Genomic DNA, 18,979 nt, shown 5'->3' on the forward strand with positions numbered 1-18,979 from the left:
CGAAGCGCGGAGGACATGCCCAAGAAGCAAGGGGCCATCGAAATCGAGGGCACCGTCATCGAGTCGCTCCCCAACGCCATGTTTCGCGTGGAGCTTCAGAACGGGCACAAAGTCCTCGCGCACATCAGTGGGAAGATGCGGATGCACTACATCCGAATTCTTCCGGACGACCGGGTCGTCGTCGAGTTGAGCCCGTACGACCTGACCCGCGGCCGGATCGTCTACCGCTACAAGTAGGCGAGCCCCAGCCCCGCCCACGCCGTGCGTGACGCGTGGGGCTTGGACGCAAACCGATAACCGACTCGGCGACGGCGGCGTGCCCGCACGCCTTCGTCACACGTACCGGAGAAATCATGAAGGTCAAGCCGAGCGTCAAGAAGATCTGCGACAAGTGCAAGGTGATCCGCCGTCACGGCCGGGTCATGGTGATCTGCGAGAACCTGCGCCACAAGCAGCGCCAGGGCTGAGCAGCACCCCCCTCGCACAACGAGCGATCGACGCGCGACGCACCACGTAAGAGCCGCAGCACCCGACCCCCGCCTCGTGCGGGACGCCACCCTCGGCCGGAGGCCGAGGACCGAGGACATCTCCAGCAGGTGTACCGGACCGGTGCTGGGCCAGACCTCCGACTAAACCAGGAGCCACACATATGGCACGCCTCGTCGGCGTCGACCTCCCCCGTGAGAAGCGGGTCGAGGTCGCTCTGACCTACATCTTCGGCGTCGGGCGCACTCGTGCGCTGGACACGCTGAAGAACACCGGTGTCAACCCTGACACCCGCGTCCGCGATCTCGCCGAGGACGACCTGATCAAGCTTCGCGACTGGATCGAGGCGAACTACCGCGTCGAGGGTGACCTCCGCCGCGAAGTCGCCGCCGACATCCGCCGCAAGGTCGAGATCGGTTGCTACGAAGGTCTGCGTCACCGTCGCGGTCTTCCCGTCCGCGGTCAGCGCACCCACACCAACGCGCGTACCCGCAAGGGCCCGCGTCGCGCGATCGCCGGCAAGAAGAAGCCGGGCAAGAAGTAGTCCGCGTACGACGGATCACGCGGTCCTCAATTCGTAGCGGACCGACGACCTCAGGAGTTTCCAGCAGATGCCTCCCAAGAGCCGCGCGGGCGCCAAGAAGGTGCGCCGCAAGGAAAAGAAGAACGTCGCTCACGGGCACGCCCACATCAAGAGCACGTTCAACAACACCATCGTGTCGATCACGGACCCCAGCGGCAACGTGATCTCGTGGGCCTCCGCGGGCCACGTCGGCTTCAAGGGTTCGCGCAAGTCGACCCCCTTCGCCGCGCAGATGGCCGCCGAGTCCGCCGCGCGTCGTGCCCAGGAGCACGGCATGCGCAAGGTCGACGTTTTCGTCAAGGGCCCGGGTTCCGGTCGTGAGACCGCCATTCGTTCGCTGCAGGCCACCGGCCTGGAGGTCGGCTCCATTCAGGACGTCACCCCCGTGCCGCACAACGGCTGCCGCCCCCCCAAGCGCCGCCGCGTCTGACCAGCAGCTGACTAGGAGTTAAAGAACAATGGCGCGTTACACCGGCGCGGACTGCAAGCGCTGCCGTCGCGAGAAGATGAAGCTGTTCCTCAAGGGCAGCAAGTGCGAGGGCCCGAAGTGCCCGATCGAGATTCGGCCTTACCCGCCGGGCGAGCACGGTCGTGGCCGTACCAAGGACAGCGAGTACCTGCTGCAGATGCGCGAGAAGCAGAAGTGCGCGCGCATCTACGGTGTGCTCGAGAAGCAGTTCAAGGGCTACTACGAGGAAGCGAACCGTCGCCAGGGCAAGACCGGCGAGAACCTGCTTCGCATCCTCGAGTCGCGCCTGGACAACGTGGTCTACCGCGCGGGCTTCGCCAAGTCGCGTGACCACGCCCGTCAGCTCGTTCGCCACGGTCACATCGTGGTCAACGGCGTCAAGACGGACATCCCGTCGTTCCGGGTCTCCGACAACGACATCATCGAGGTCCGCAAGGACTCGGTCGAGCTGACCCCGTTCGTGGTCGCTCGCGCCGAGGCCGGCGAGCGCACCGTCCCGGCCTGGCTCGAGGTCATCCCGGGCAAGATGCGCATCCTCGTGCACTCCCTCCCCGCGCGTCAGGTCATCGACACGCAGGTGCAGGAGCAGCTCATCGTCGAGCTCTACTCCAAGTAGCAGCTCAACGGGATCGGGCGGATCGAGCCGGGTTTTCAACTCGGCGTCGGTCCGCCCGTATCCTTGTTTCCACTGGCGTCAAATAGCGGGCGCCATGATCAGGAGGCATCCACATGCTTATCGCTCAGCGGCCCACCCTTACCGAGGACGTCGTCGACGAATACCGTTCGCGGTTCGTCATCGAGCCCCTCGAGCCGGGCTTCGGCTACACGCTCGGCAACTCGCTCCGTCGTACGCTCCTCTCCTCGATCCCGGGCGCGGCTGTCACCAGCATCCGGATCGACGGTGTCCTGCACGAGTTCACCACCGTGCCGGGCGTCAAGGAGGACGTCACCGACCTCATCCTGAACATCAAGCAGCTCGTCGTCTCCTCGGAGCACGACGAGCCGGTCGTGATGTACCTGCGCAAGCAGGGTCCGGGTGTGGTCACCGCCGGCGACATCGCGCCGCCGGCCGGGGTCGAGGTGCACAACCCCGACCTGGTCCTGGCGACGCTGAACGCCAAGGGCAAGCTGGAGATGGAGCTGACCGTCGAGCGCGGTCGCGGCTACGTCTCCGCGGTGCAGAACAAGCAGGCGGGCCAGGAGATCGGCCGCGTGCCGGTCGACTCGATCTACTCGCCGGTGCTCAAGGTCACGTACAAGGTCGAGGCCACCCGTGTCGAGCAGCGCACGGACTTCGACAAGCTGATCGTCGACGTCGAGACCAAGCAGTCCATGCGTCCGCGTGACGCGATGGCCTCCGCGGGCAAGACGCTGGTCGAGCTGTTCGGTCTCGCGCGCGAGCTGAACATCGACGCCGAGGGCATCGACATGGGCCCGTCGCCGACCGACGCCGCGCTCGCGGCCGATCTGGCGCTGCCGATCGAGGAGCTCGAGCTCACGGTCCGCTCCTACAACTGCCTCAAGCGCGAGGGCATCCACACCGTGGGTGAACTGGTCGCGCGCAGCGAGGCCGACCTGTTGGACATCCGCAACTTCGGTGCGAAGTCCATCGACGAGGTCAAGGCGAAGCTCAACGGGATGGGCCTGGCCCTCAAGGACAGCCCGCCCGGGTTCGACCCGACCGCCGCCGCGGACAGCTTCGGCGACGAGGACGACCACGGCTTCGCGGAGACCGAGCAGTACTGAGCTTCGCCGCAAGGCGTTGCCACCACCCGGGCCGACCGGCCCGGGTGGACTGACGCCGGTACCTGACACGGCCGGCGCAGGAATATCTAGGAGAAAACATGCCCAGGCCCACCAAGGGTCCGCGCCTCGGCGGCGGCCCGTCCCACGAGCGGCTGATCCTGGCCGGTCTCGCGACGGCGCTGTTCGAGCACGGTCGGATCACCACGACCGAGGCCAAGGCGCGTCGGCTGCGTCCCGTCGCCGAGCGGCTGATCACCAAGGCGAAGAAGGGCGACCTGCACAACCGTCGCCAGGTGCTCACGATCGTTCGTGACAAGAGCGTCGTGCACTCGCTGTTCGAGGAGATCGCTCCCCGGTACGAGAACCGCCCGGGCGGTTACACGCGCATCACCAAGATCGGCAACCGCAAGGGCGACAACGCGCCCATGGCGGTCATCGAGCTGGTCGAGGCGCTGACCGTGGCGCAGACCGCGGTCGGCGAGGCCGAGGCCGCCACGAAGCGCTCGGTCAAGGAGCAGGAGACCGCCAAGGTCGAGACGACGAAGGTCGTCGAGACCGAGGAGGCGCCCGCCGCCGAGGCCGAGCAGGCCGAGGAGAGCAAGGACGCCGACAAGGCCTGACGGTCTCGTCGCATGCTCCACGCGTTCTGAATCACAGTGCGAGCCCGTTCCCCGTATTCGTACGGGGGACGGGCTCGCGCCATGCCCGGAGGTGGTTGAGGTGGTGCGCTTGCGCATCGATCTGTCGTACGACGGCACCGAGTTCGCGGGCTGGGCCCGCCAGCGCGAGTTGCGCACCGTGCAGGGCACGCTGGAGAGCGCCCTGACCACCGTGCTGCGGCTGGCCGAGCCGGCCCAGCTCACCGTGGCCGGCCGGACCGACGCGGGGGTGCACGCGCGGGGCCAGGTGGCCCATCTCGACGTGCCCGACGACGTCTGGGCCGCGATGGGCGAGGTGGCCCTGCGTCGGGTCACCGGGGCGCTGCCGCGCGATCTGCGGGTGCGGGACATCACCGTGGCGCCCGAGGGCTTCGACGCGCGGTTCGGCGCGATCTGGCGGCGCTACGCGTACCGGGTGTGCGACGCGCCGGGCGGAGTGGATCCGCTGCGGCGGGGCAGCGTGGTGTGGCACGACCGGCCGCTGGACGAGACCCGGATGAACGCGGCGGCGCAGCGGTTGTTGGGCGAGCACGACTTCGCGTCGTTCTGCCGCCGGCGCGAGGGGGCCACGACGGTGCGCTGCCTCCAGGACTTCTCCTGGGCGCGCGAGAGGCCGAGCGGGGCCGATCTGGGTCCGGCGTTTCGGCCGGTGATCGTGGCCACCGTGCGGGCGGACGCGTTCTGCCACAACATGGTGCGTTCGCTGGTCGGCGCGATGCTGGCGGTGGGTACCGGGCGCAAGCCGGTGGACTGGCCGCTGGAGGTGCTCGGGCGCGCGGTGCGCGACTCGGGCGTGCACGTCGCGCCCGCGCACGGGCTCACCCTGGAGGAGGTGGCCTACCCGGCGGACGAACTGCTCGCCGATCGGGTCACCGCGACCCGGCGGCGGCGCGACGGAAGCTGAGTCGGTGTCGCGACCGGGGCCGGGTCAACCCTGGATCTGTTCCAGGGCCTTGCGCCGGTTCTCCTCGTCGATCTGCTTGGACCTGGCCTCGCCGCGCGCGGTGAGCGAGTTCCACAGGAACTTGTCCACGTCGTCCTGGGCCTGGGCCATCGGCTTGTCGTCGCCCACCGGGTCCTTGCCGTTGGCGTACCAGTCCAGGGTGAACAACGCGTAGCGGCCGACCGAGTTGCGCAGCTTGCCGTGCTTTTGCTTCTTGGTGTCCAACACCTTGACGCCGGGGCCCGCCAGCGGCAGGAGTTCGCCGCCGTCCTTGCCGTTCTTGATCGCGCTCGCCTTGTCCGCGGACGGGAACGAGGCGACCGCGGCGGTGGAGACGATGCCGTCCGGGCCGACCACCGCGAGCCGGATGAGCTGGGTGCACTGCTGGTTGCGCGCGGCCGGGCCGAGCTTGGCGTCGGTGGCGTCCGAACAGGTGCTGTCCAGCTTGCTCGCGACCACCGAGTACTGCCGCCCGTTGACGGTGAACTTCGAATTGGGGAACAACGATTCGACCGTGAACGGCGCGTTGTCCAGGGTCGGGTCGGCGAGCACCGCCTGGGCCGGAGGCGGCGGCGGGACGGTGGGGGCGGGCCGGAAGGTCGGCTTGGCCGGCGCGAAGGACTCGGCGGAGGGGCCGGACGAGGAGCCGGGTCCGGCCTTCTTCTTGTCGTCGCCGCCGGACATCGCCATGGCCGCGGCGACCACGCCGCCGACCAGCGCGAGGCCGAGCACCGTGCCGCCGACGGTGAACAGCAGTCGGCGGCGCCGGGCCGCGGAGTCCCGCTGTTCCGCCAGCGCGCCCCAGTCGGGCCCGGCGGAACCGGCGAACTGCTGTTGCTGCGTTGGCTGTTCGGGCACGGGACGAGACTGCGCGAAGGGCTGCGCGGGCTCCTGGTGCGGTTGTTGCCCGTGCGGGTCGTGCGCGTGCGAGGGGAACGGGTCCCAGGCGTGCTGCGGCTGCCCGGGCGTGCCGGGCCCACCCGGGCGCACGCTCCACGGCTGCTGCCCGTCGTCTCCCGGTGGTGTACCGACCCCCGACATACCCGCCCCCTGCAAGGAATGACCCGCCCCGGCTCCCCATGCGCCGACGCTCCAGTCGTTCGGCGCATCGTACCTATCCGCCGATCCGGTGACGGCCGGCGTGGCATGGTAGGAGCACCCGTGCCGATGGCTTACGCTGGGGAGGGGCATGAGCAGATCATTGCCCCATTGCTCGTTTTGACCGGCACCCCCTTGACCCGGTATTGTGCCGGTTCGTTGTGCGTATTGGCTTGCTTGAGTGGAGTCGGTACGCCGGGCCGCCGGCCACCGGAGTCCGCATTCGGTTCGGAATCATCTCCCGGACAGCCAAGTCGGCATCCGTAAGCACACACTCACGAAGAAGCGAAGGCTATCGACCGTGCGCACGTACAGCCCCAAGCCCGGCGACGTCCAGCGTCAGTGGCACGTCATCGACGCGACCGATGTCGTGCTCGGCCGTCTGTCCACCCAGGCTGCTGCCCTGCTCCGGGGTAAGCACAAGCCGGTGTACGCGCCGCACGTCGACACCGGCGATTTCGTCATCATTGTGAACGCCGACAAGGTGCACCTGTCGGGCAACAAGCGCAGCCAGAAGATGGCGTACCGCCACTCCGGCTACCCGGGTGGCCTCCGCGCCGTCCGCTACGACGAGCTGCTGGACAAGAACCCCGAGAAGGCCGTGGAGAAGGCCATCAAGGGCATGCTCCCGAAGAACACCCTGGGTCGGCAGATGTTGTCGAAGCTCAAGGTGTACCGCGGTTCCGAGCACCCGCACTCGGCGCAGCAGCCGGTTCCGTTCGAGATCACCCAGGTCGCGCAGTAGTCACGGCCACCGCCTGACGAACGAATAGTTTGAGGAGAACAGTGGCCGAGACCATTGCAGAAACCCCGATCGAGGAGACCGAGGGTCTTCCGCTCGAAAGCTACACGTCCGAGTCGCTCGCCTCGCGTTTCAGCGAGCCGCAGGCGGGTTCGGCCACCGGCCGCCGCAAGGAAGCCGTCGCGCGCGTCCGCATCGTGCCGGGCACGGGCAAGTGGAAGATCAACGGGCGCACGCTCGAGGAGTACTTCCCGAACAAGGTGCACCAGCAGCTGGTCAACGAGCCCTTCAAGGTGCTCGAGCTGGACGACCGCTACGACGTGCACGCCCGTATCCACGGTGGCGGCGTCTCCGGCCAGGCCGGCGCGCTGCGTCTGGGTGTGGCCCGTTCGCTGAACGAGGCCGACGTCGAGGCGAACCGCCCGGCGCTCAAGAAGGCCGGCTTCCTGACCCGTGACCCGCGTGCCACGGAGCGCAAGAAGTACGGTCTGAAGAAGGCGCGCAAGGCGCCTCAGTACAGCAAGCGCTAAACAGCCTCGCAGCACCCTCTGCGGCTGTTCGCAGCGTCATCAGGCCCCGGGGGCACGGTTCGTGCCCCCGGGGCCTGATGCGTTTTCCGGCGCTACTCCTGCGGGAGTGGCGCCGCGAGGTAGTGTCCGAGACATCCGGAATGTATGCGGGAGATCCAACTGTGGGACGACTCTTCGGTACGGACGGCGTACGTGGCCTGGCGAATGGCCGGCTGACGGCGGAACTGGCGCTCGATCTGGCGGTCGCCGCCGCGCGGGTGCTGGGATCACGCGGTCGGGACGGGATTCCGCCATCGGGGCACGGTCGCCGCCCGTTCGCCGTGGTGGGTCGCGACCCCCGGGCGTCCGGAGAGTTCCTGGAGGCCGCCGTGGTCGCGGGCCTGGCGGGGGCGGGCGTGGACGTCTACCGCGCCGGGGTGCTGCCGACGCCGGCGATCGCCCATCTGACCGGGCTGCTCGGCGCGGACATGGGCGTGATGCTCTCGGCGAGCCACAACGCGATGCCGGACAACGGGATCAAGTTCTTCACGCGCGGCGGGCACAAGCTGCCGGACGACGTGGAGAACGAGATCGAGGCGCTGCTGGGCACCGCGTGGGAGCGGCCCACCGGATCCGGGGTCGGCCGGGTGCAGGACCACCCCGAGGGCCACGAGCGTTACGTCGAACACCTGTTGGCCTCGCTGCCGCATCGCCTGGACGGGCTCAAGATCGTGGTGGACTGCGCGAACGGCGCCTCCTCCGCGGTGGCACCGGACGCGCTGCGCCGGGCCGGGGCCGAGGTGATCGCGATCCACGCGGAGCCGGACGGCCTCAACATCAACGACAACTGCGGTTCCACGCATATGGACGCGCTCGCGGCCGCGGTGGTCGAGCACGGCGCGGATGCGGGGATCGCGCACGACGGCGACGCGGACCGGTGCCTGGCGGTGGACGCGCGCGGCGAGTTGGTCGACGGCGACGCGATCCTGGCGGTGCTCGCGCTGGCGATGCGCGACGCCGGGCAACTGGTGGAGAACACGCTGGTGGCCACCGTGATGTCCAACCTCGGGCTCAAGCTGGCCATGCAGGCCGCGGGCATCAAGATGGTGGAGACCGCGGTCGGCGACCGCTACGTCCTGGAGGCGATGCAGGCGTCCGGCCTGTCGCTGGGCGGCGAACAGTCCGGCCACGTGGTGTTGTTGGACCACGCCACCACGGGCGACGGCACGCTGACCGCGCTGCGGCTGCTGGCGCGCGTCGCGGAGACCGGCAAGCCGCTGCACGAGCTGGCCTCGGTGATGACCCGACTGCCGCAGATGTTGATCAACGTCGCCGGCGTGGACCGCACCCGGGTGCACACCACGCCCGAACTGGCGGGCGCCGTCGCACTGGTGGAGGAACGCCTGGGCGACACCGGGCGGGTGTTGTTGCGCCCCTCGGGTACCGAGCCGCTGGTCCGGGTGATGGTCGAGGCGCAGACGCACGACCAGGCGCACGACGAGGCGACGGGTCTGGCCGAGGTCGTGCGGACCCTGCTCGCGCTGGATTAGCCCGGCCGGGTTCTCGCGGGTTCACGAAGACCCGCGGGTTCACGAAGACTTGGCGGCCCCTGTCGATCCGGACGGGGGCCGCCGCTTGTTTCGGCCGGCCTGGCGGTGCCACAGGGCGCGTTGTACGAGCAGGGTCGCGGTGCCCGCGAACACGATGCCGGCCAGGTTCAGGCCGAGTTGGCCCAGCGAACCGGCCGCCTGGCGGTAGTCGCTGTAGCGGATCGCCACCGCGGCGTTCGCGGCGGCGGGCACGGTGGTGACCGAGATCAGTACCCCGATCAGCGCACCGGACTTGGCGCTGGTCAGCGAGAGCATGCCCGCGACGCCGGCGAGCAGCGCGACCCAGAACGAGAGCCAGTCCGGCTGGTAGATGAACTCGGTGAGCGGGCGCGGACGTTCGAGCATGTCGCGGTCGAACAGGCCGAGCAGGTCCAGGAGTCCGGTGAACCCCATGGTGGCCACCACCGCCACCGGGAAGCCGACCAGCAGGGCCAGTGCGGACCGGGCGGCGAGTCGGGGCCGGCGCTGCACCGCGGCCACGCACAGGCCGGCGAGCGGGCCGAATTCCGGGCCCACCACCATCGCGCCGACGACCAGGATCGGGTTGTCGAGCAGCACGCCGCACGCCGCGATCATGGTGGCGACGGCCAGGAAGGCCAGGAACGTCACGGAGAGCGTGGACTCCTCGGAGGTGGCCTCCTCGATCTCCTCCCACACCACGGAGTCGGCGCCCTCGCCCGGCGCGTCCCGCTCGGCCTGGTCGGCGGAGCGGGACAACAGCACGTCCAGGTCCTCGAGCGCGATCGAGCCGTCCTGTTCCAGGCCCAGCGCGCGCAGGTCGGCGAGCACCGTACTGGTGGCCTCGCGCGCGAGATCGCAGGCGATCACGTCGCCCGCGGGCTGCACCGCGGCCCCCGGCCAGACCACCAGGTGGGTGGCGCCGGGTTCGACGAGCAGCAGATCGCGCACGGCGGCGCTGCGGTCGGTGGGAACGATCAGGCGCAGATGGAACATTGTGCGACCGTATCCAAGGTCACGACGCCCGGGGTCACAACTTGCGCAGCCGCAGCCTGCTCACCGCGTGGTCGGCGTCCTTCTGCAACACCAGGGTGGCCCGGGCCCGGGTGGGCCGGATGTTCTGCACCAGGTTGGTCTCGTTGATAGTGGCCCAGGTGTTCTCCGCGTAGCGCAGCGCGTCCTCGGGGGTCATCACCGCGTACTTGCGAAAGTAGGAGGCCGGGTCGCGGAACGCGGTCTGGCGCAGCTTGACGAAGCGTTCCAGGTACCACCGGCGGATGTCCTGGGTGCGGGCGTCCACGTAGACGCTGAAGTCGAAGAAGTCGGACAGCGCGAGTCGGGGTCGGCCGTCGGGGGTGGGCGAGGCGGGTTGCAGGACGTTGAGGCCCTCGACGATGAGGATGTCGGGTCGGTGGATGGTCAGCCGCTCGTTCGGCAGGATGTTGTAGGTCAGGTGCGAGTAGACCGGCGCGGAGACCTCGGGCTTGCCCGCCTTGACGTCCGCCACGAAGCGGACCAGGGCACGTCGGTCGTAGGACTCGGGGAAGCCCTTGCGATGCATGATCCCGCGGCGTTCCAGCTCCTCGTTGGGGTAGAGGAAGCCGTCGGTGGTCAGCAGTTCGACGTGCGGGTGGTCGGGCCAGCGGGCGAGCAGTTCGCGCAGGATGCGCGCGGTGGTGCTCTTGCCCACGGCGACGCTGCCCGCGACGCCGATCACGAACGGTATCCCGGGGTTCTCGCCGTTGCCCAGGAACGTGGTCAGCGCGCGGCCGAGGCCGCGGGTGGCGCCGACGTAGAGGTTCAGCAGCCGGGACAGCGGCAGGTAGACGTCGGAGACCTCGTCGAGGTCGACCACGTCGCCCAGGCCGCGCAGGCGTTCGAGTTCGTCGGCGGTCAGCGGAAGCGGCGTCCCGGCCCGTAGCCGGGTCCAGGCGGCGCGGTCGAGTTCGACGAAGGGGGACAGGTCGCGAGCCGGCCCCTGAGCCGCGAAGGATTGCACACGCCTATTGTCCCGAGTGTGTGCCCGCGTCCCGTCGGCGGGCCGTCGAACGCGTTTCCGCCGGCTCGACGGCGACCCCTTAGGCTGGCCCCCATGTGCGGGATTGTGGGATATGTGGGCGCTCAATCGGCGCTGGACGTGGTCATTGGTGGGCTCAAGCGGCTGGAGTACCGCGGTTACGACTCGGCCGGGGTGGCCGTGCTCTCCGCCGGTGCGCTGGTGAGCGAGAAGCGTGCCGGGAAGCTGGCGAACCTGGTGGGCGCGCTGGCCGAGTCGCCGCTGCCGGTGGGGACGTGCGGCATCGGCCACACACGGTGGGCCACGCACGGTGCGCCCAACGATGCGAACGCGCATCCGCACCTGGACAACGCGGGCCGGGTCGCCGTCGTACACAACGGGATCATCGAGAACTTCGCCGCGCTGCGAGCCGAGTTGGCCGAGCGTGGGCACAAGTTGAGCTCCGAGACGGACACCGAGGTGGTCGCGCACCTGCTGGCCGAGGAGTTCCCGGGCGCCGGCGAGGACCTGGCCGAGGCGATGCGCCGGGTGTGTCGCCGACTGGAGGGTGCGTTCACCCTGGTCGCGGCGCACGCGGACGCTCCCGACGTGGTGGTCGGCGCGCGCCGCAACTCGCCGCTGGTGGTCGGTCGTGGGGTGGGTGAGAACTTCCTCGCCTCGGACGTCGCCGCGTTCATCGAGCACACCCGCGAGGCGATCGAGCTGGGCCAGGACCAGGTGGTCGAGCTGCGCCGGGACACGATCACGGTGACCGACTTCGACGGTGCGCCGGCGGAGTTCCGCGAGTACCACGTGGACTGGGACGTCTCCGCCGCCGAGAAGGACGGCTACGACTACTTCATGCTCAAGGAGATCGCCGAGCAGCCCAAGGCGGTCGCCGACACGCTGCTGGGCCGGATCGGTACCGACGGGAGCCTGGTGCTCGACGAGGTGCGGATCGCCGACGAGGTGCTGCGCGAGATCGACAAGGTGGTGATCATCGCCTGCGGTACCTCCTTCCACGCCGGGCTGATCGCCAAGTACGCGATCGAGCACTGGACGCGGGTGCCCTGCGAGGTCGAACTGGCCAGCGAGTTCCGCTACCGCGACCCGATCCTGGACCGGCAGACGCTGGTGGTGACCATCTCGCAGTCCGGCGAGACGATGGACACCCTGATGGCCCAGCGGCACGCCCGCGAGCAGGGCGCCAAGGTGCTGGTCATCTGCAACACCAATGGCTCGACCATGCCGCGCGAGGCGGACGCCGTGTTGTACACGCACGCCGGCCCCGAGGTCGCGGTCGCCTCGACCAAGGCGTTCCTGACCCAGCTCGTCGCGTGTTACCTGGTCGCGCTCTACCTGGGCCAGGTGCGCGGCACCAAGTGGGGCGACGAGATCACCGAGGTGATCGAGCAGCTCGCGGCGATGCCGGAGATGGTGGAGAAGGTCCTGGACACCATGGAGCCGGTGCGCGAGCTGGCGCGTTCGCTCAGCGACGCCGGTTCGGTGTTGTTCCTGGGTCGGCACGTGGGCTACCCGGTGGCCCTGGAGGGTGCGCTCAAGCTCAAGGAGCTGGCGTACATGCACGCCGAGGGCTTCGCGGCGGGCGAGCTCAAGCACGGCCCGATCGCGCTGATCGAGGAGGGTCTGCCGGTCGTGGTGGTGGTTCCGTCGCCGCGCGGGCGCTCGGTGCTGCACGACAAGATCGTGTCCAACATCCAGGAGATCCGGGCGCGCGGCGCGCGCACCATCGTGATCGCCGAGGAGGGCGACGAGGCGGTCGTGCCGTACGCCGACCACCTGGTGCGCATCCCGGTCACGCCGGTGTTGCTCCAGCCGTTGGTGTCCACCGTGCCGCTCCAGGTGTTCGCCTGCGAGCTGGCCACGGCCAAGGGCCACGAGGTGGACCAGCCGCGCAACCTGGCCAAGTCGGTCACGGTCGAGTAGTTCGACCCGGCTCGTCGGCCGCCCCGTGCCTCCTCGAACGAGGGGGCGCGGGGCGGTTTCGCGTTGTGGGGCGGGACTGCTCGGGTCGTTCGTTTGGATCAGCCCAGGTGGGTGTCGCCCTGGGCGATCAGCAGTTTGCGCAGCAGGCCGTTGAGCTGGTCGCGCTCGGCGGCGTCGAGCACGGCGAGGAAACGGCTCTCGTTCTCCAGGTGGCCGAGCAGGATGTCGTCCACGAGCCGGATGCCCTCGGGGGTCAGCTTGACCAGGACCGAGCGCCGGTCCTCGGCGCTGACCGAGCGCTCGACCAGGCCCTTCGCGGTGAGCTTGTCCACCCGGTTGGTGATCGCGCCGGAGGTGACCATCGCCGAGCGCAGCAGGGTGCCGGCGCTGACCCCCTCGACGCCGCCGGAGCGGCGCAGGGTGGCCAGTACGTCGAACTCGGAGAAGTCGAGCCCGTACCGGGCGAAGTAGGTGCGCAGCGTCTGGTCGATGTAGCGGCGCAGGCGGTTCATCCGACCCACGGCCGCCATCACGTCCAGGTCGGCCGGATCGATGTCGGGGCGCTCGTGGCGCCATTGGTCCCATACGTCGTCGATGGCGTCGCGGGTGTCCACGTCGCGGGTGTCGCGTTCGGTCATGCCGCCAATTTATCTCAACGCTCATCTACTTGACGCTCGCAGATCGAGGGTATTTACTTATCTCAACGTTCAGATAGTCAGTGCTCGCAAAACTAGCGTTGAGGTGAATGGCATGGCGGTTCAGGGTGGTAGCAAGGGGCTCGGTCGCGTGGGGATGCTCCTGGCGACGGCCGTGGCCCCGGCCACGTGGGGGACCACCTACCTGGTCACCACGGAGATGCTCCCGGCGGACCGGCCGCTGCTCGCCGCCGGCGTGCGGGCGTTGCCCGCGGGTCTGCTCCTGGTCGCCCTCTCCAGACGGCTGCCGACCGGGGTGTGGTGGTGGCGGTCGTTCGTCCTGGGGATGCTCAACGTGGGGCTGTTCTTCCCGCTGATCTTCGCCGGCGCCTACCGCCTGCCCGGCGGGGTCGCGGCCACCATCGGTTCGGTGTCGCCGCTGATCGTCGCGGGCCTGTCGTTCCTGATCCTCAAGGTGCGGACGCAACCGCGGGTGTTGCTCGCGGGCGTCGGCGGCGTGGTCGGGGTCGCGCTGCTCGTGCTCAGTTCGAAGGCCGAGATCGACCCGATCGGCGTCGGCCTGATGTTGCTGGCCACCACCTTGATGGCGATGGGCGTGGTGATGTCGGCGCGCTGGGGCCGGCCCGAGGGTGTCTCGCTGTTGGCCACCACCGGTTGGCAGCTCACCGCCGGCGGCCTGGTGATCGTCCCGCTGATGTTCGCGATCGAGGGCATGCCGCCGGTGCCCACCGGCCGCAACCTGCTCGGCTTCGGCTACCTGGTCCTGATCGGCACCGCCCTCGCCTACGTGTTGTGGTTCCGCGGCATCGAGCGCCTCGGCGCCGGTGTGACGTCCTTCCTCGGCCTGGTCAACCCGGTGGTCGCCACGCTCGCCGGCCTGGTCGTGCTGGGCCAGACGCTGACCCCGCCGCAAGTGCTCGGGCTGCTGATCGCCCTGGGCGCGATGGTGCTCGGCCAGCGGCAGCCCAAGCGCCGCGCCGTGCGGGTCGACCTGCCGGTCACGCCGGTCGGGAAGGTCGCGGAGACGAAGGAGCGGAACCGGGCCGAGGTCGTCGAGGTCTCCTGAATCCGCCGCACACGCCGGTGAATCCGCCGCACACGCCGCGAGCCCACCGGGCCGCATCCCACGGGGATGCGGCCCGGGCTCGTCCGTGCCCGGGGTCGGGCCGCCCGCGGTGTTTGTAGGCTCGGGACGTGATCATCGGTGTGGGTATCGACGTGGCGGACATCGCGCGGTTCGGGCAGTCCCTGGAGCGGACCCCGGGGTTGACCGATCGGCTCTTCACCGACGGCGAGCGCTGGGTGCGCCCCGGACAGGAACGCGGCGTCGCGTCGCTGGCCGCCCGGTTCGCCGCCAAGGAGGCGCTGGCCAAGGCGCTCGGCGCGCCCACCGGGTTGCACTGGCACGATGCCGAGGTGACCACCGCGGAGTCCGGCCGGCCGCTGCTCGCGGTCCGCGGCACCGTGGCCGCGCGGGCCGCCGAACTGGGCGTGCAGCACTGGCATGTGTCGCTCAGCCACGACGCGGGCATTGCTTCCGCTGTCGTGATCGCCGAGGGCTGAGGGGGCGTCGGATGCGGGCCGCGCACGAAGTCGCACAGGTACGAACCGCGGAGGCCGCGCTGTTGGCCGCGCTGCCCGAGGGCACGCTGATGCGCCGGGCCGCGGCGGGCCTGGCGAACACGTGCGTACGACTGCTCGGCCGGGTCTACGGCGCGCGCGTCGTGTTGCTCGTGGGCAGCGGCGACAACGGCGGGGACACCCTGTACGCGGGCGCCCTGCTGGCCCGACGCGGGGCCAGAGTGGACGCGCTGCTGCTCGCGCCGGAGCGGGCCCACCCCGGCGGCCTGGCCGCGGCACGGCGGGCCGGCGCCCGGGTGTGGGACGCCCGCGAGCCGGCCCGGATCGACCCGGACCTGCTCGGGCGGGCCGACCTGGTGCTCGACGGGATCGTCGGGATCGGCGGGCGCGGCGCGCTGCGCGCACCCGCTCCCGAACTGCTCGCACGGGTACGGGACGCGATCGTGGTCGCGGTCGACGTGCCCAGCGGGGTGGACGCGGACACCGGGCGGGTCGAGGGTGCCGCGGTGCGCGCCGATGTGACGGTCACCTTCGGCACCTACAAGCCCGGCCTGCTGGTCGACCCCGGTGCGACCCACGCCGGGGTGTGCCGGCTGGTCGACATCGGACTCGATCCGAAGCTGCCCGATCCGAACCTGACCGTCCTGCAACACGCGGACGTGGCCCGGCTGTTGCCCGCGCCCTCGGCCGAGAGCGACAAGTACTCGCGCGGGGTGCTCGGCGTGGTCGCCGGCTCGCCCAGATATCCCGGCGCGGCGGTGCTCGTGGTCGGCGCGGCCGTGCGCGGCGGTGTGGGCGCGGTCCGGTTCGCCGGCCCCGCCGACGTGGTGGACCCGGTGCTCGCGGCCTGGCCGGAGACGCTGGCCGGCGTGTCGGCGCCCGCCGATGCCGGTCGGGTGCAGGCCTGGGTGGTGGGCCCGGGGCTGGACACCGACCCGGACGCCCGGGCGCGCTGGACCAGTGCGCTGCGCTCGCGGGTGCCCGTACTGGTGGACGCGGACGGACTGACCCTGCTCGCCCGGACCCCGCCCGGCACCTGGTCCGCCCCCGTGCTGCTGACCCCGCACGCGGGCGAGGCGGTACGGCTGTTCGCCGCCGCCGGCATCGAGGCGACCCGCGAGCGGATCGAGGCCGAGCGGCTGGAACACGCGCGCCGGCTGGCCGGGCTCTACGACTGCGTCGTGCTGCTCAAGGGCACCACGACGGTGATCGCCGCGCCCGACGGCCGGGCCAGGATCAATCCCACCGGCACGCCGTGGCTGGCCACCGCGGGCAGCGGCGATGTGCTTTCCGGGCTCGCCGGCGCGCTGCTCGCGGCGGGCCTGGACGCGCTGGACGCCGGTTCGGTGGCCGCCTACCTGCACGGTCTGGCCGCCCGTGCGCTGCCGGGTCCGGTGACCGCGCCGGACCTGATTCGGGTGCTGCCCGCGGTGTGGGCGGACGTCACAGGCACGTGACGGGGACGCCGTCCCGGCACGAGCCTGCCACACTGGGAGTCTTGAGTTCCGGGATGCCCGGACCCGGATCCGTCCGGGACCGGGGTCCCCACTCTCGTCGCTGACCGTCGTCGGAAGGACCACCAGCAACATGCGTGCCCAGGCGCGGATCGATCTCGATGCGATTCGGGACAACATCACGGCCGTGCGCGCGCGAGTGGGCTCGGCGGCGGTGATGACCGTGGTCAAGTCGGACGCCTACGGACACGGCATGATCCCGTGCGCGCGAGCAGCCCGCGAGGCCGGCGCCACGTGGCTGGGCACCGCGGTGGTCGAGGAGGCGCTCGCCCTGCGCGCGGCGGGCGACACCGGCCGGGTGCTCACCTGGTTGTGGGCCCCCGGGGACGCGTTCGAGGACGCGGTGCGCGCGGATGTGGACATCTCGGTGAGCGGGCTCTGGGCGCTGCGCGAGGTGGTGGCCGCCGCCCGCGCGGCCGGCCGGACCGCGCGCGTGCACCTCAAGGCCGACACCGGCCTGGGACGCAACGGCTGCACGCCCGCCGACTGGCCGGCCCTGGTGGACGCCGGGCTCAAGGCACAGGCCGACGGGGCCGTCGAGGTGGTCGGCCTGTGGTCGCACTTCGCCTGCGCTGACGAGCCCGGGCACCCCTCGGTGCCCGCCCAGCTCGCCGAGTTCACCGCGATGGCGGCGCACGCCGAGGGCTGCGGGGTCACCCCCGAGGTGCGGCATATGGCCAACTCGCCCGCGACCCTGCTCCTGCCGCAGGCGCACTTCGACCTGGTCCGGGTGGGCCTGGTCAGCTACGGCCTCTCGCCCGTGCCGCAGGTCGGCGGCCCCGCCGACTTCGGGCTGCGCCCCGCGATGACGCTGACGGCGAGCCTGGCCGGGGTCAAGCGGGTGCCGGCCGGGCACGGCGTGTCCTACGGGCATGCGTGGACCGCGCCCCGGGACACCACGCTCGCGCTGGTGCCCACCGGCTACGCGGACGGCATCCCCAGGCACGCGAGCAACGTCGGCCCGGTCCTGGTGGCCGGCCGTCGACGCACCATCGTGGGCCGGGTCGCGATGGACCAGTTCGTGGTCGACCTCGGTGACGACCACGCCGCCGCGGGCGACGAGGCGATCCTGTTCGGCCCGGGCGATCGCGGCGAGCCCACCGCCGAGGACTGGGCCCGGGCGATCGACACGATCAGCTACGAGATCGTCACCCGGATCGGTGTGCGGGTGCCTCGCGTCTACAGCGGAACGACGGTCGGCGAAACGGCGGTCGAGGGGACGACGGTCGGTGGGGTCGCCGCCGACGGGACGGCCGCGCCGTGACCACCCCGGTACCGGTCGGCTCCGGCGGCGGCCGGGCACTCGGTCGTCGGGCCGGCATCCTGGGCGCCGCGGTCGGCGTGCTCGCGGCCGGTGCCGCCGCGGGCGTGGCGATCGAACGCATGACCGTCGGGCGGGCGTTCCGCCGGCGCACCGAGGCCCAACTGGACGCGCTCGCCGAGTTCGGCACGCTGCGGGGCGAACCCCACACCGTCATCGCCGGCGACGGCGTCGAGCTGTACGCGGAAGTGGACGGCAAACGCGACGCGGCGGTGACCGTGGTGCTCTGCCACGGCTACTGCCTGGACATGGACTGCTGGCACTACCAGCGGGCCGAACTGCGCGAGGACTACCGCCTGGTCCTGTACGACCAGCGCAGCCACGGCCGCTCCGGTCGGGCCGCGCCGGAGAGTTCGACGATCGACCACCTCGGCGCGGACCTGTACACGGTGCTGACCGAACTGGCCCCCGAGGGGCCGCTGGTGCTGCTCGGCCACTCGATGGGTGGGATGACCATCATGGCGCTGGCCGATCAACACCCCGAGTTGTTCGGGGACCGGGTGATCGGCGTCGCGCTGATGAACACCTCGGCGGGCCGCTGGGCGACCGTCACGCTGGGCATCCCCGCGGCCGGCGCCCGGCTGGTGCACCGGATCGCGCCGGGGGTGTTGCGCACGCTCGGCCGTCGGGCCGCGCTGGTGGAGGCGGGCCGGCGGGCCGCCCGGGACCTGGTCTACCTGTTCACCGAGCGGTACGCGTTCGACTCCGAGGTGGACCCGACCCTGGTGCGCTTCACCGACCGGATGATCTCCGGCACCCCGATCGACGTGATCGCCGAGTTCTTCCCGGCCTTCGAGGCGCACGACAAGTTGGCCGCGCTGCCCGCGCTGGCGCACGTGCCCACGCTCGTGGTGGCCGGCGAGGGGGACCTGATAGCGCCGGCCTCGCACAGCGAGGCGATCAAGGAGGCGCTGCCCGGCGCCGAATTGCTGGTCGTACCGCAGTCGGGACACCTGACCCTGCTGGAACACCCGGAGGTGGTCAACGCGGCGCTGCGCGAGCTTCTCGCGCGCACCGCGACCGCGCCGAAACGGCGCGCGGGGCGATCCGAGCGGCATCCACGCGGCGAATCGTCAGCATAGGTCGGAATCGACGAAGACCGGGATCCTGATGGACAGTGATCCCGAGCAGTGACCCCGAGTCGCGACCCCGGGCACAACC

Annotated in this window: 21 protein-coding genes; 17 read left to right on the plus strand and 4 right to left on the minus strand. The window is 70.7% G+C overall.

The window, feature by feature from the left end; genetic code table 11:
• Positions 1–15: 15 nt before the first annotated feature.
• The 8 genes from infA to truA all read left to right on the plus strand — a co-directional run bounded on the left by infA (position 16) and on the right by truA (position 4,847).
• Complete coding sequence (gene infA, locus ABZ374_RS09785; protein WP_018382544.1) at positions 16–237, plus strand: translation initiation factor IF-1; 222 nt, start codon at positions 16–18, stop codon at positions 235–237.
• Between the two features lie 116 nt (positions 238–353).
• Positions 354–467, plus strand: coding sequence for a 50S ribosomal protein L36 (rpmJ, locus tag ABZ374_RS09790; RefSeq protein ID WP_009740505.1), 114 nt, complete (start codon positions 354–356; stop codon positions 465–467).
• Between the two features lie 182 nt (positions 468–649).
• Positions 650–1,030, plus strand: a complete 381-nt coding sequence (gene rpsM / locus ABZ374_RS09795; RefSeq protein WP_360308795.1) for a 30S ribosomal protein S13 — start codon at positions 650–652, stop codon at positions 1,028–1,030.
• 67 nt (positions 1,031–1,097) lie between these two features.
• Positions 1,098–1,499 carry a 30S ribosomal protein S11 gene (gene rpsK / locus ABZ374_RS09800; protein ID WP_020549211.1) on the plus strand — a complete coding sequence of 134 codons (402 nt, stop codon included), beginning with the start codon at positions 1,098–1,100 and terminating at the stop codon, positions 1,497–1,499.
• 28 nt (positions 1,500–1,527) lie between these two features.
• On the plus strand, positions 1,528–2,154 hold the full coding sequence (gene rpsD / locus ABZ374_RS09805; RefSeq protein WP_020549210.1) for a 30S ribosomal protein S4: 627 nt from the start codon (positions 1,528–1,530) through the stop codon (positions 2,152–2,154).
• Between the two features lie 113 nt (positions 2,155–2,267).
• Complete coding sequence (locus ABZ374_RS09810; protein WP_020549209.1) at positions 2,268–3,284, plus strand: DNA-directed RNA polymerase subunit alpha; 1,017 nt, start codon at positions 2,268–2,270, stop codon at positions 3,282–3,284.
• 98 nt (positions 3,285–3,382) lie between these two features.
• On the plus strand, positions 3,383–3,904 hold the full coding sequence (gene rplQ, locus ABZ374_RS09815) for a 50S ribosomal protein L17 (RefSeq protein ID WP_360308800.1): 522 nt from the start codon (positions 3,383–3,385) through the stop codon (positions 3,902–3,904).
• 100 nt (positions 3,905–4,004) lie between these two features.
• Positions 4,005–4,847: a tRNA pseudouridine(38-40) synthase TruA gene (gene truA, locus ABZ374_RS09820; RefSeq protein ID WP_360308803.1), complete on the plus strand. Its 843-nt coding sequence runs from the start codon at positions 4,005–4,007 to the stop codon at positions 4,845–4,847.
• 24 nt (positions 4,848–4,871) lie between these two features.
• Here the strand turns inward: truA and ABZ374_RS09825 are convergent, their stop codons facing one another.
• The gene (locus ABZ374_RS09825; RefSeq protein WP_360308806.1) at positions 4,872–5,927 is read right to left on the minus strand and encodes a hypothetical protein; all 1,056 of its coding nucleotides are present in this window, start codon (positions 5,925–5,927) and stop codon (positions 4,872–4,874) included.
• A gap of 358 nt (positions 5,928–6,285) precedes the next feature.
• On the opposite strand from ABZ374_RS09825, the gene rplM reads away from it, so the two are divergent.
• The 3 genes from rplM (at position 6,286) to glmM (ending at position 8,785) form a co-directional block, all read left to right on the plus strand.
• The gene (gene rplM, locus ABZ374_RS09830; RefSeq protein WP_360308809.1) at positions 6,286–6,729 is read left to right on the plus strand and encodes a 50S ribosomal protein L13; all 444 of its coding nucleotides are present in this window, start codon (positions 6,286–6,288) and stop codon (positions 6,727–6,729) included.
• Positions 6,730–6,770: 41 nt separating this feature from the next.
• Positions 6,771–7,256 carry a 30S ribosomal protein S9 gene (rpsI, locus tag ABZ374_RS09835; protein WP_020549204.1) on the plus strand — a complete coding sequence of 162 codons (486 nt, stop codon included), beginning with the start codon at positions 6,771–6,773 and terminating at the stop codon, positions 7,254–7,256.
• A 161-nt stretch (positions 7,257–7,417) separates the two neighbouring features.
• Positions 7,418–8,785: a phosphoglucosamine mutase gene (glmM, locus tag ABZ374_RS09840; RefSeq protein WP_360308813.1), complete on the plus strand. Its 1,368-nt coding sequence runs from the start codon at positions 7,418–7,420 to the stop codon at positions 8,783–8,785.
• 39 nt (positions 8,786–8,824) lie between these two features.
• On the opposite strand, the gene ABZ374_RS09845 is transcribed toward glmM, so the two are convergent.
• Positions 8,825–9,799, minus strand: a complete 975-nt coding sequence (locus tag ABZ374_RS09845; protein ID WP_360308816.1) for a DUF389 domain-containing protein — start codon at positions 9,797–9,799, stop codon at positions 8,825–8,827.
• A gap of 34 nt (positions 9,800–9,833) precedes the next feature.
• Complete coding sequence (gene coaA / locus ABZ374_RS09850; RefSeq protein ID WP_360308819.1) at positions 9,834–10,802, minus strand: type I pantothenate kinase; 969 nt, start codon at positions 10,800–10,802, stop codon at positions 9,834–9,836.
• 93 nt (positions 10,803–10,895) lie between these two features.
• Between coaA and glmS the strand changes: the two genes are divergently transcribed.
• Complete coding sequence (gene glmS, locus ABZ374_RS09855; protein ID WP_360308822.1) at positions 10,896–12,746, plus strand: glutamine--fructose-6-phosphate transaminase (isomerizing); 1,851 nt, start codon at positions 10,896–10,898, stop codon at positions 12,744–12,746.
• Positions 12,747–12,844: 98 nt separating this feature from the next.
• Here the strand turns inward: glmS and ABZ374_RS09860 are convergent, their stop codons facing one another.
• Complete coding sequence (locus ABZ374_RS09860; protein WP_360308825.1) at positions 12,845–13,384, minus strand: MarR family transcriptional regulator; 540 nt, start codon at positions 13,382–13,384, stop codon at positions 12,845–12,847.
• A 112-nt stretch (positions 13,385–13,496) separates the two neighbouring features.
• On the opposite strand from ABZ374_RS09860, the gene ABZ374_RS09865 reads away from it, so the two are divergent.
• The 5 genes from ABZ374_RS09865 to ABZ374_RS09885 all read left to right on the plus strand — a co-directional run bounded on the left by ABZ374_RS09865 (position 13,497) and on the right by ABZ374_RS09885 (position 18,900).
• The gene (locus ABZ374_RS09865; RefSeq protein WP_360308828.1) at positions 13,497–14,468 is read left to right on the plus strand and encodes an EamA family transporter; all 972 of its coding nucleotides are present in this window, start codon (positions 13,497–13,499) and stop codon (positions 14,466–14,468) included.
• A gap of 128 nt (positions 14,469–14,596) precedes the next feature.
• Positions 14,597–14,965 (plus strand): holo-ACP synthase, encoded by a 369-nt coding sequence (locus tag ABZ374_RS09870; protein ID WP_360308831.1) that lies wholly within the window; start codon positions 14,597–14,599, stop codon positions 14,963–14,965.
• Positions 14,966–14,976: 11 nt separating this feature from the next.
• Positions 14,977–16,440, plus strand: a complete 1,464-nt coding sequence (locus ABZ374_RS09875) for an NAD(P)H-hydrate dehydratase (protein ID WP_360308834.1) — start codon at positions 14,977–14,979, stop codon at positions 16,438–16,440.
• Positions 16,441–16,570: 130 nt separating this feature from the next.
• Positions 16,571–17,761, plus strand: coding sequence for an alanine racemase (alr, locus tag ABZ374_RS09880; protein ID WP_360308837.1), 1,191 nt, complete (start codon positions 16,571–16,573; stop codon positions 17,759–17,761).
• Positions 17,758–18,900 (plus strand): alpha/beta hydrolase, encoded by a 1,143-nt coding sequence (locus tag ABZ374_RS09885; RefSeq protein ID WP_360308840.1) that lies wholly within the window; start codon positions 17,758–17,760, stop codon positions 18,898–18,900. The genes alr and ABZ374_RS09885 overlap by 4 nt, the downstream gene beginning before the upstream one ends.
• Positions 18,901–18,979: the final 79 nt, after the last annotated feature.

It is taken from the genome of Embleya sp. NPDC005971, from assembly GCF_040629175.1.
Taxonomy (GTDB): domain Bacteria; phylum Actinomycetota; class Actinomycetes; order Streptomycetales; family Streptomycetaceae; genus Embleya.

Bases quoted from the DNA above. Each gene is read 5' to 3' on its own strand.
- rpsM (WP_360308795.1), top strand. From the start codon at position 650: ATGGCACGCCTCGTCGGCGTCGACCTCCCCCGTGAGAAGCGGGTCGAG.
- ABZ374_RS09810 (WP_020549209.1), top strand. From the start codon at position 2,268: ATGCTTATCGCTCAGCGGCCCACCCTTACCGAGGACGTCGTCGACGAA.
- rpmJ (WP_009740505.1), top strand. From the start codon at position 354: ATGAAGGTCAAGCCGAGCGTCAAGAAGATCTGCGACAAGTGCAAGGTG.
- infA (WP_018382544.1), top strand. From the start codon at position 16: ATGCCCAAGAAGCAAGGGGCCATCGAAATCGAGGGCACCGTCATCGAG.
- alr (WP_360308837.1), top strand. From the start codon at position 16,571: ATGCGTGCCCAGGCGCGGATCGATCTCGATGCGATTCGGGACAACATC.
- ABZ374_RS09875 (WP_360308834.1), top strand. From the start codon at position 14,977: ATGCGGGCCGCGCACGAAGTCGCACAGGTACGAACCGCGGAGGCCGCG.
- ABZ374_RS09825 (WP_360308806.1), bottom strand. From the start codon at position 5,927: ATGTCGGGGGTCGGTACACCACCGGGAGACGACGGGCAGCAGCCGTGG.
- rpsD (WP_020549210.1), top strand. From the start codon at position 1,528: ATGGCGCGTTACACCGGCGCGGACTGCAAGCGCTGCCGTCGCGAGAAG.
- rpsK (WP_020549211.1), top strand. From the start codon at position 1,098: ATGCCTCCCAAGAGCCGCGCGGGCGCCAAGAAGGTGCGCCGCAAGGAA.
- glmS (WP_360308822.1), top strand. From the start codon at position 10,896: ATGTGCGGGATTGTGGGATATGTGGGCGCTCAATCGGCGCTGGACGTG.
- ABZ374_RS09860 (WP_360308825.1), bottom strand. From the start codon at position 13,384: ATGACCGAACGCGACACCCGCGACGTGGACACCCGCGACGCCATCGAC.
- ABZ374_RS09845 (WP_360308816.1), bottom strand. From the start codon at position 9,799: ATGTTCCATCTGCGCCTGATCGTTCCCACCGACCGCAGCGCCGCCGTG.
- rplQ (WP_360308800.1), top strand. From the start codon at position 3,383: ATGCCCAGGCCCACCAAGGGTCCGCGCCTCGGCGGCGGCCCGTCCCAC.
- ABZ374_RS09865 (WP_360308828.1), top strand. From the start codon at position 13,497: ATGGCGGTTCAGGGTGGTAGCAAGGGGCTCGGTCGCGTGGGGATGCTC.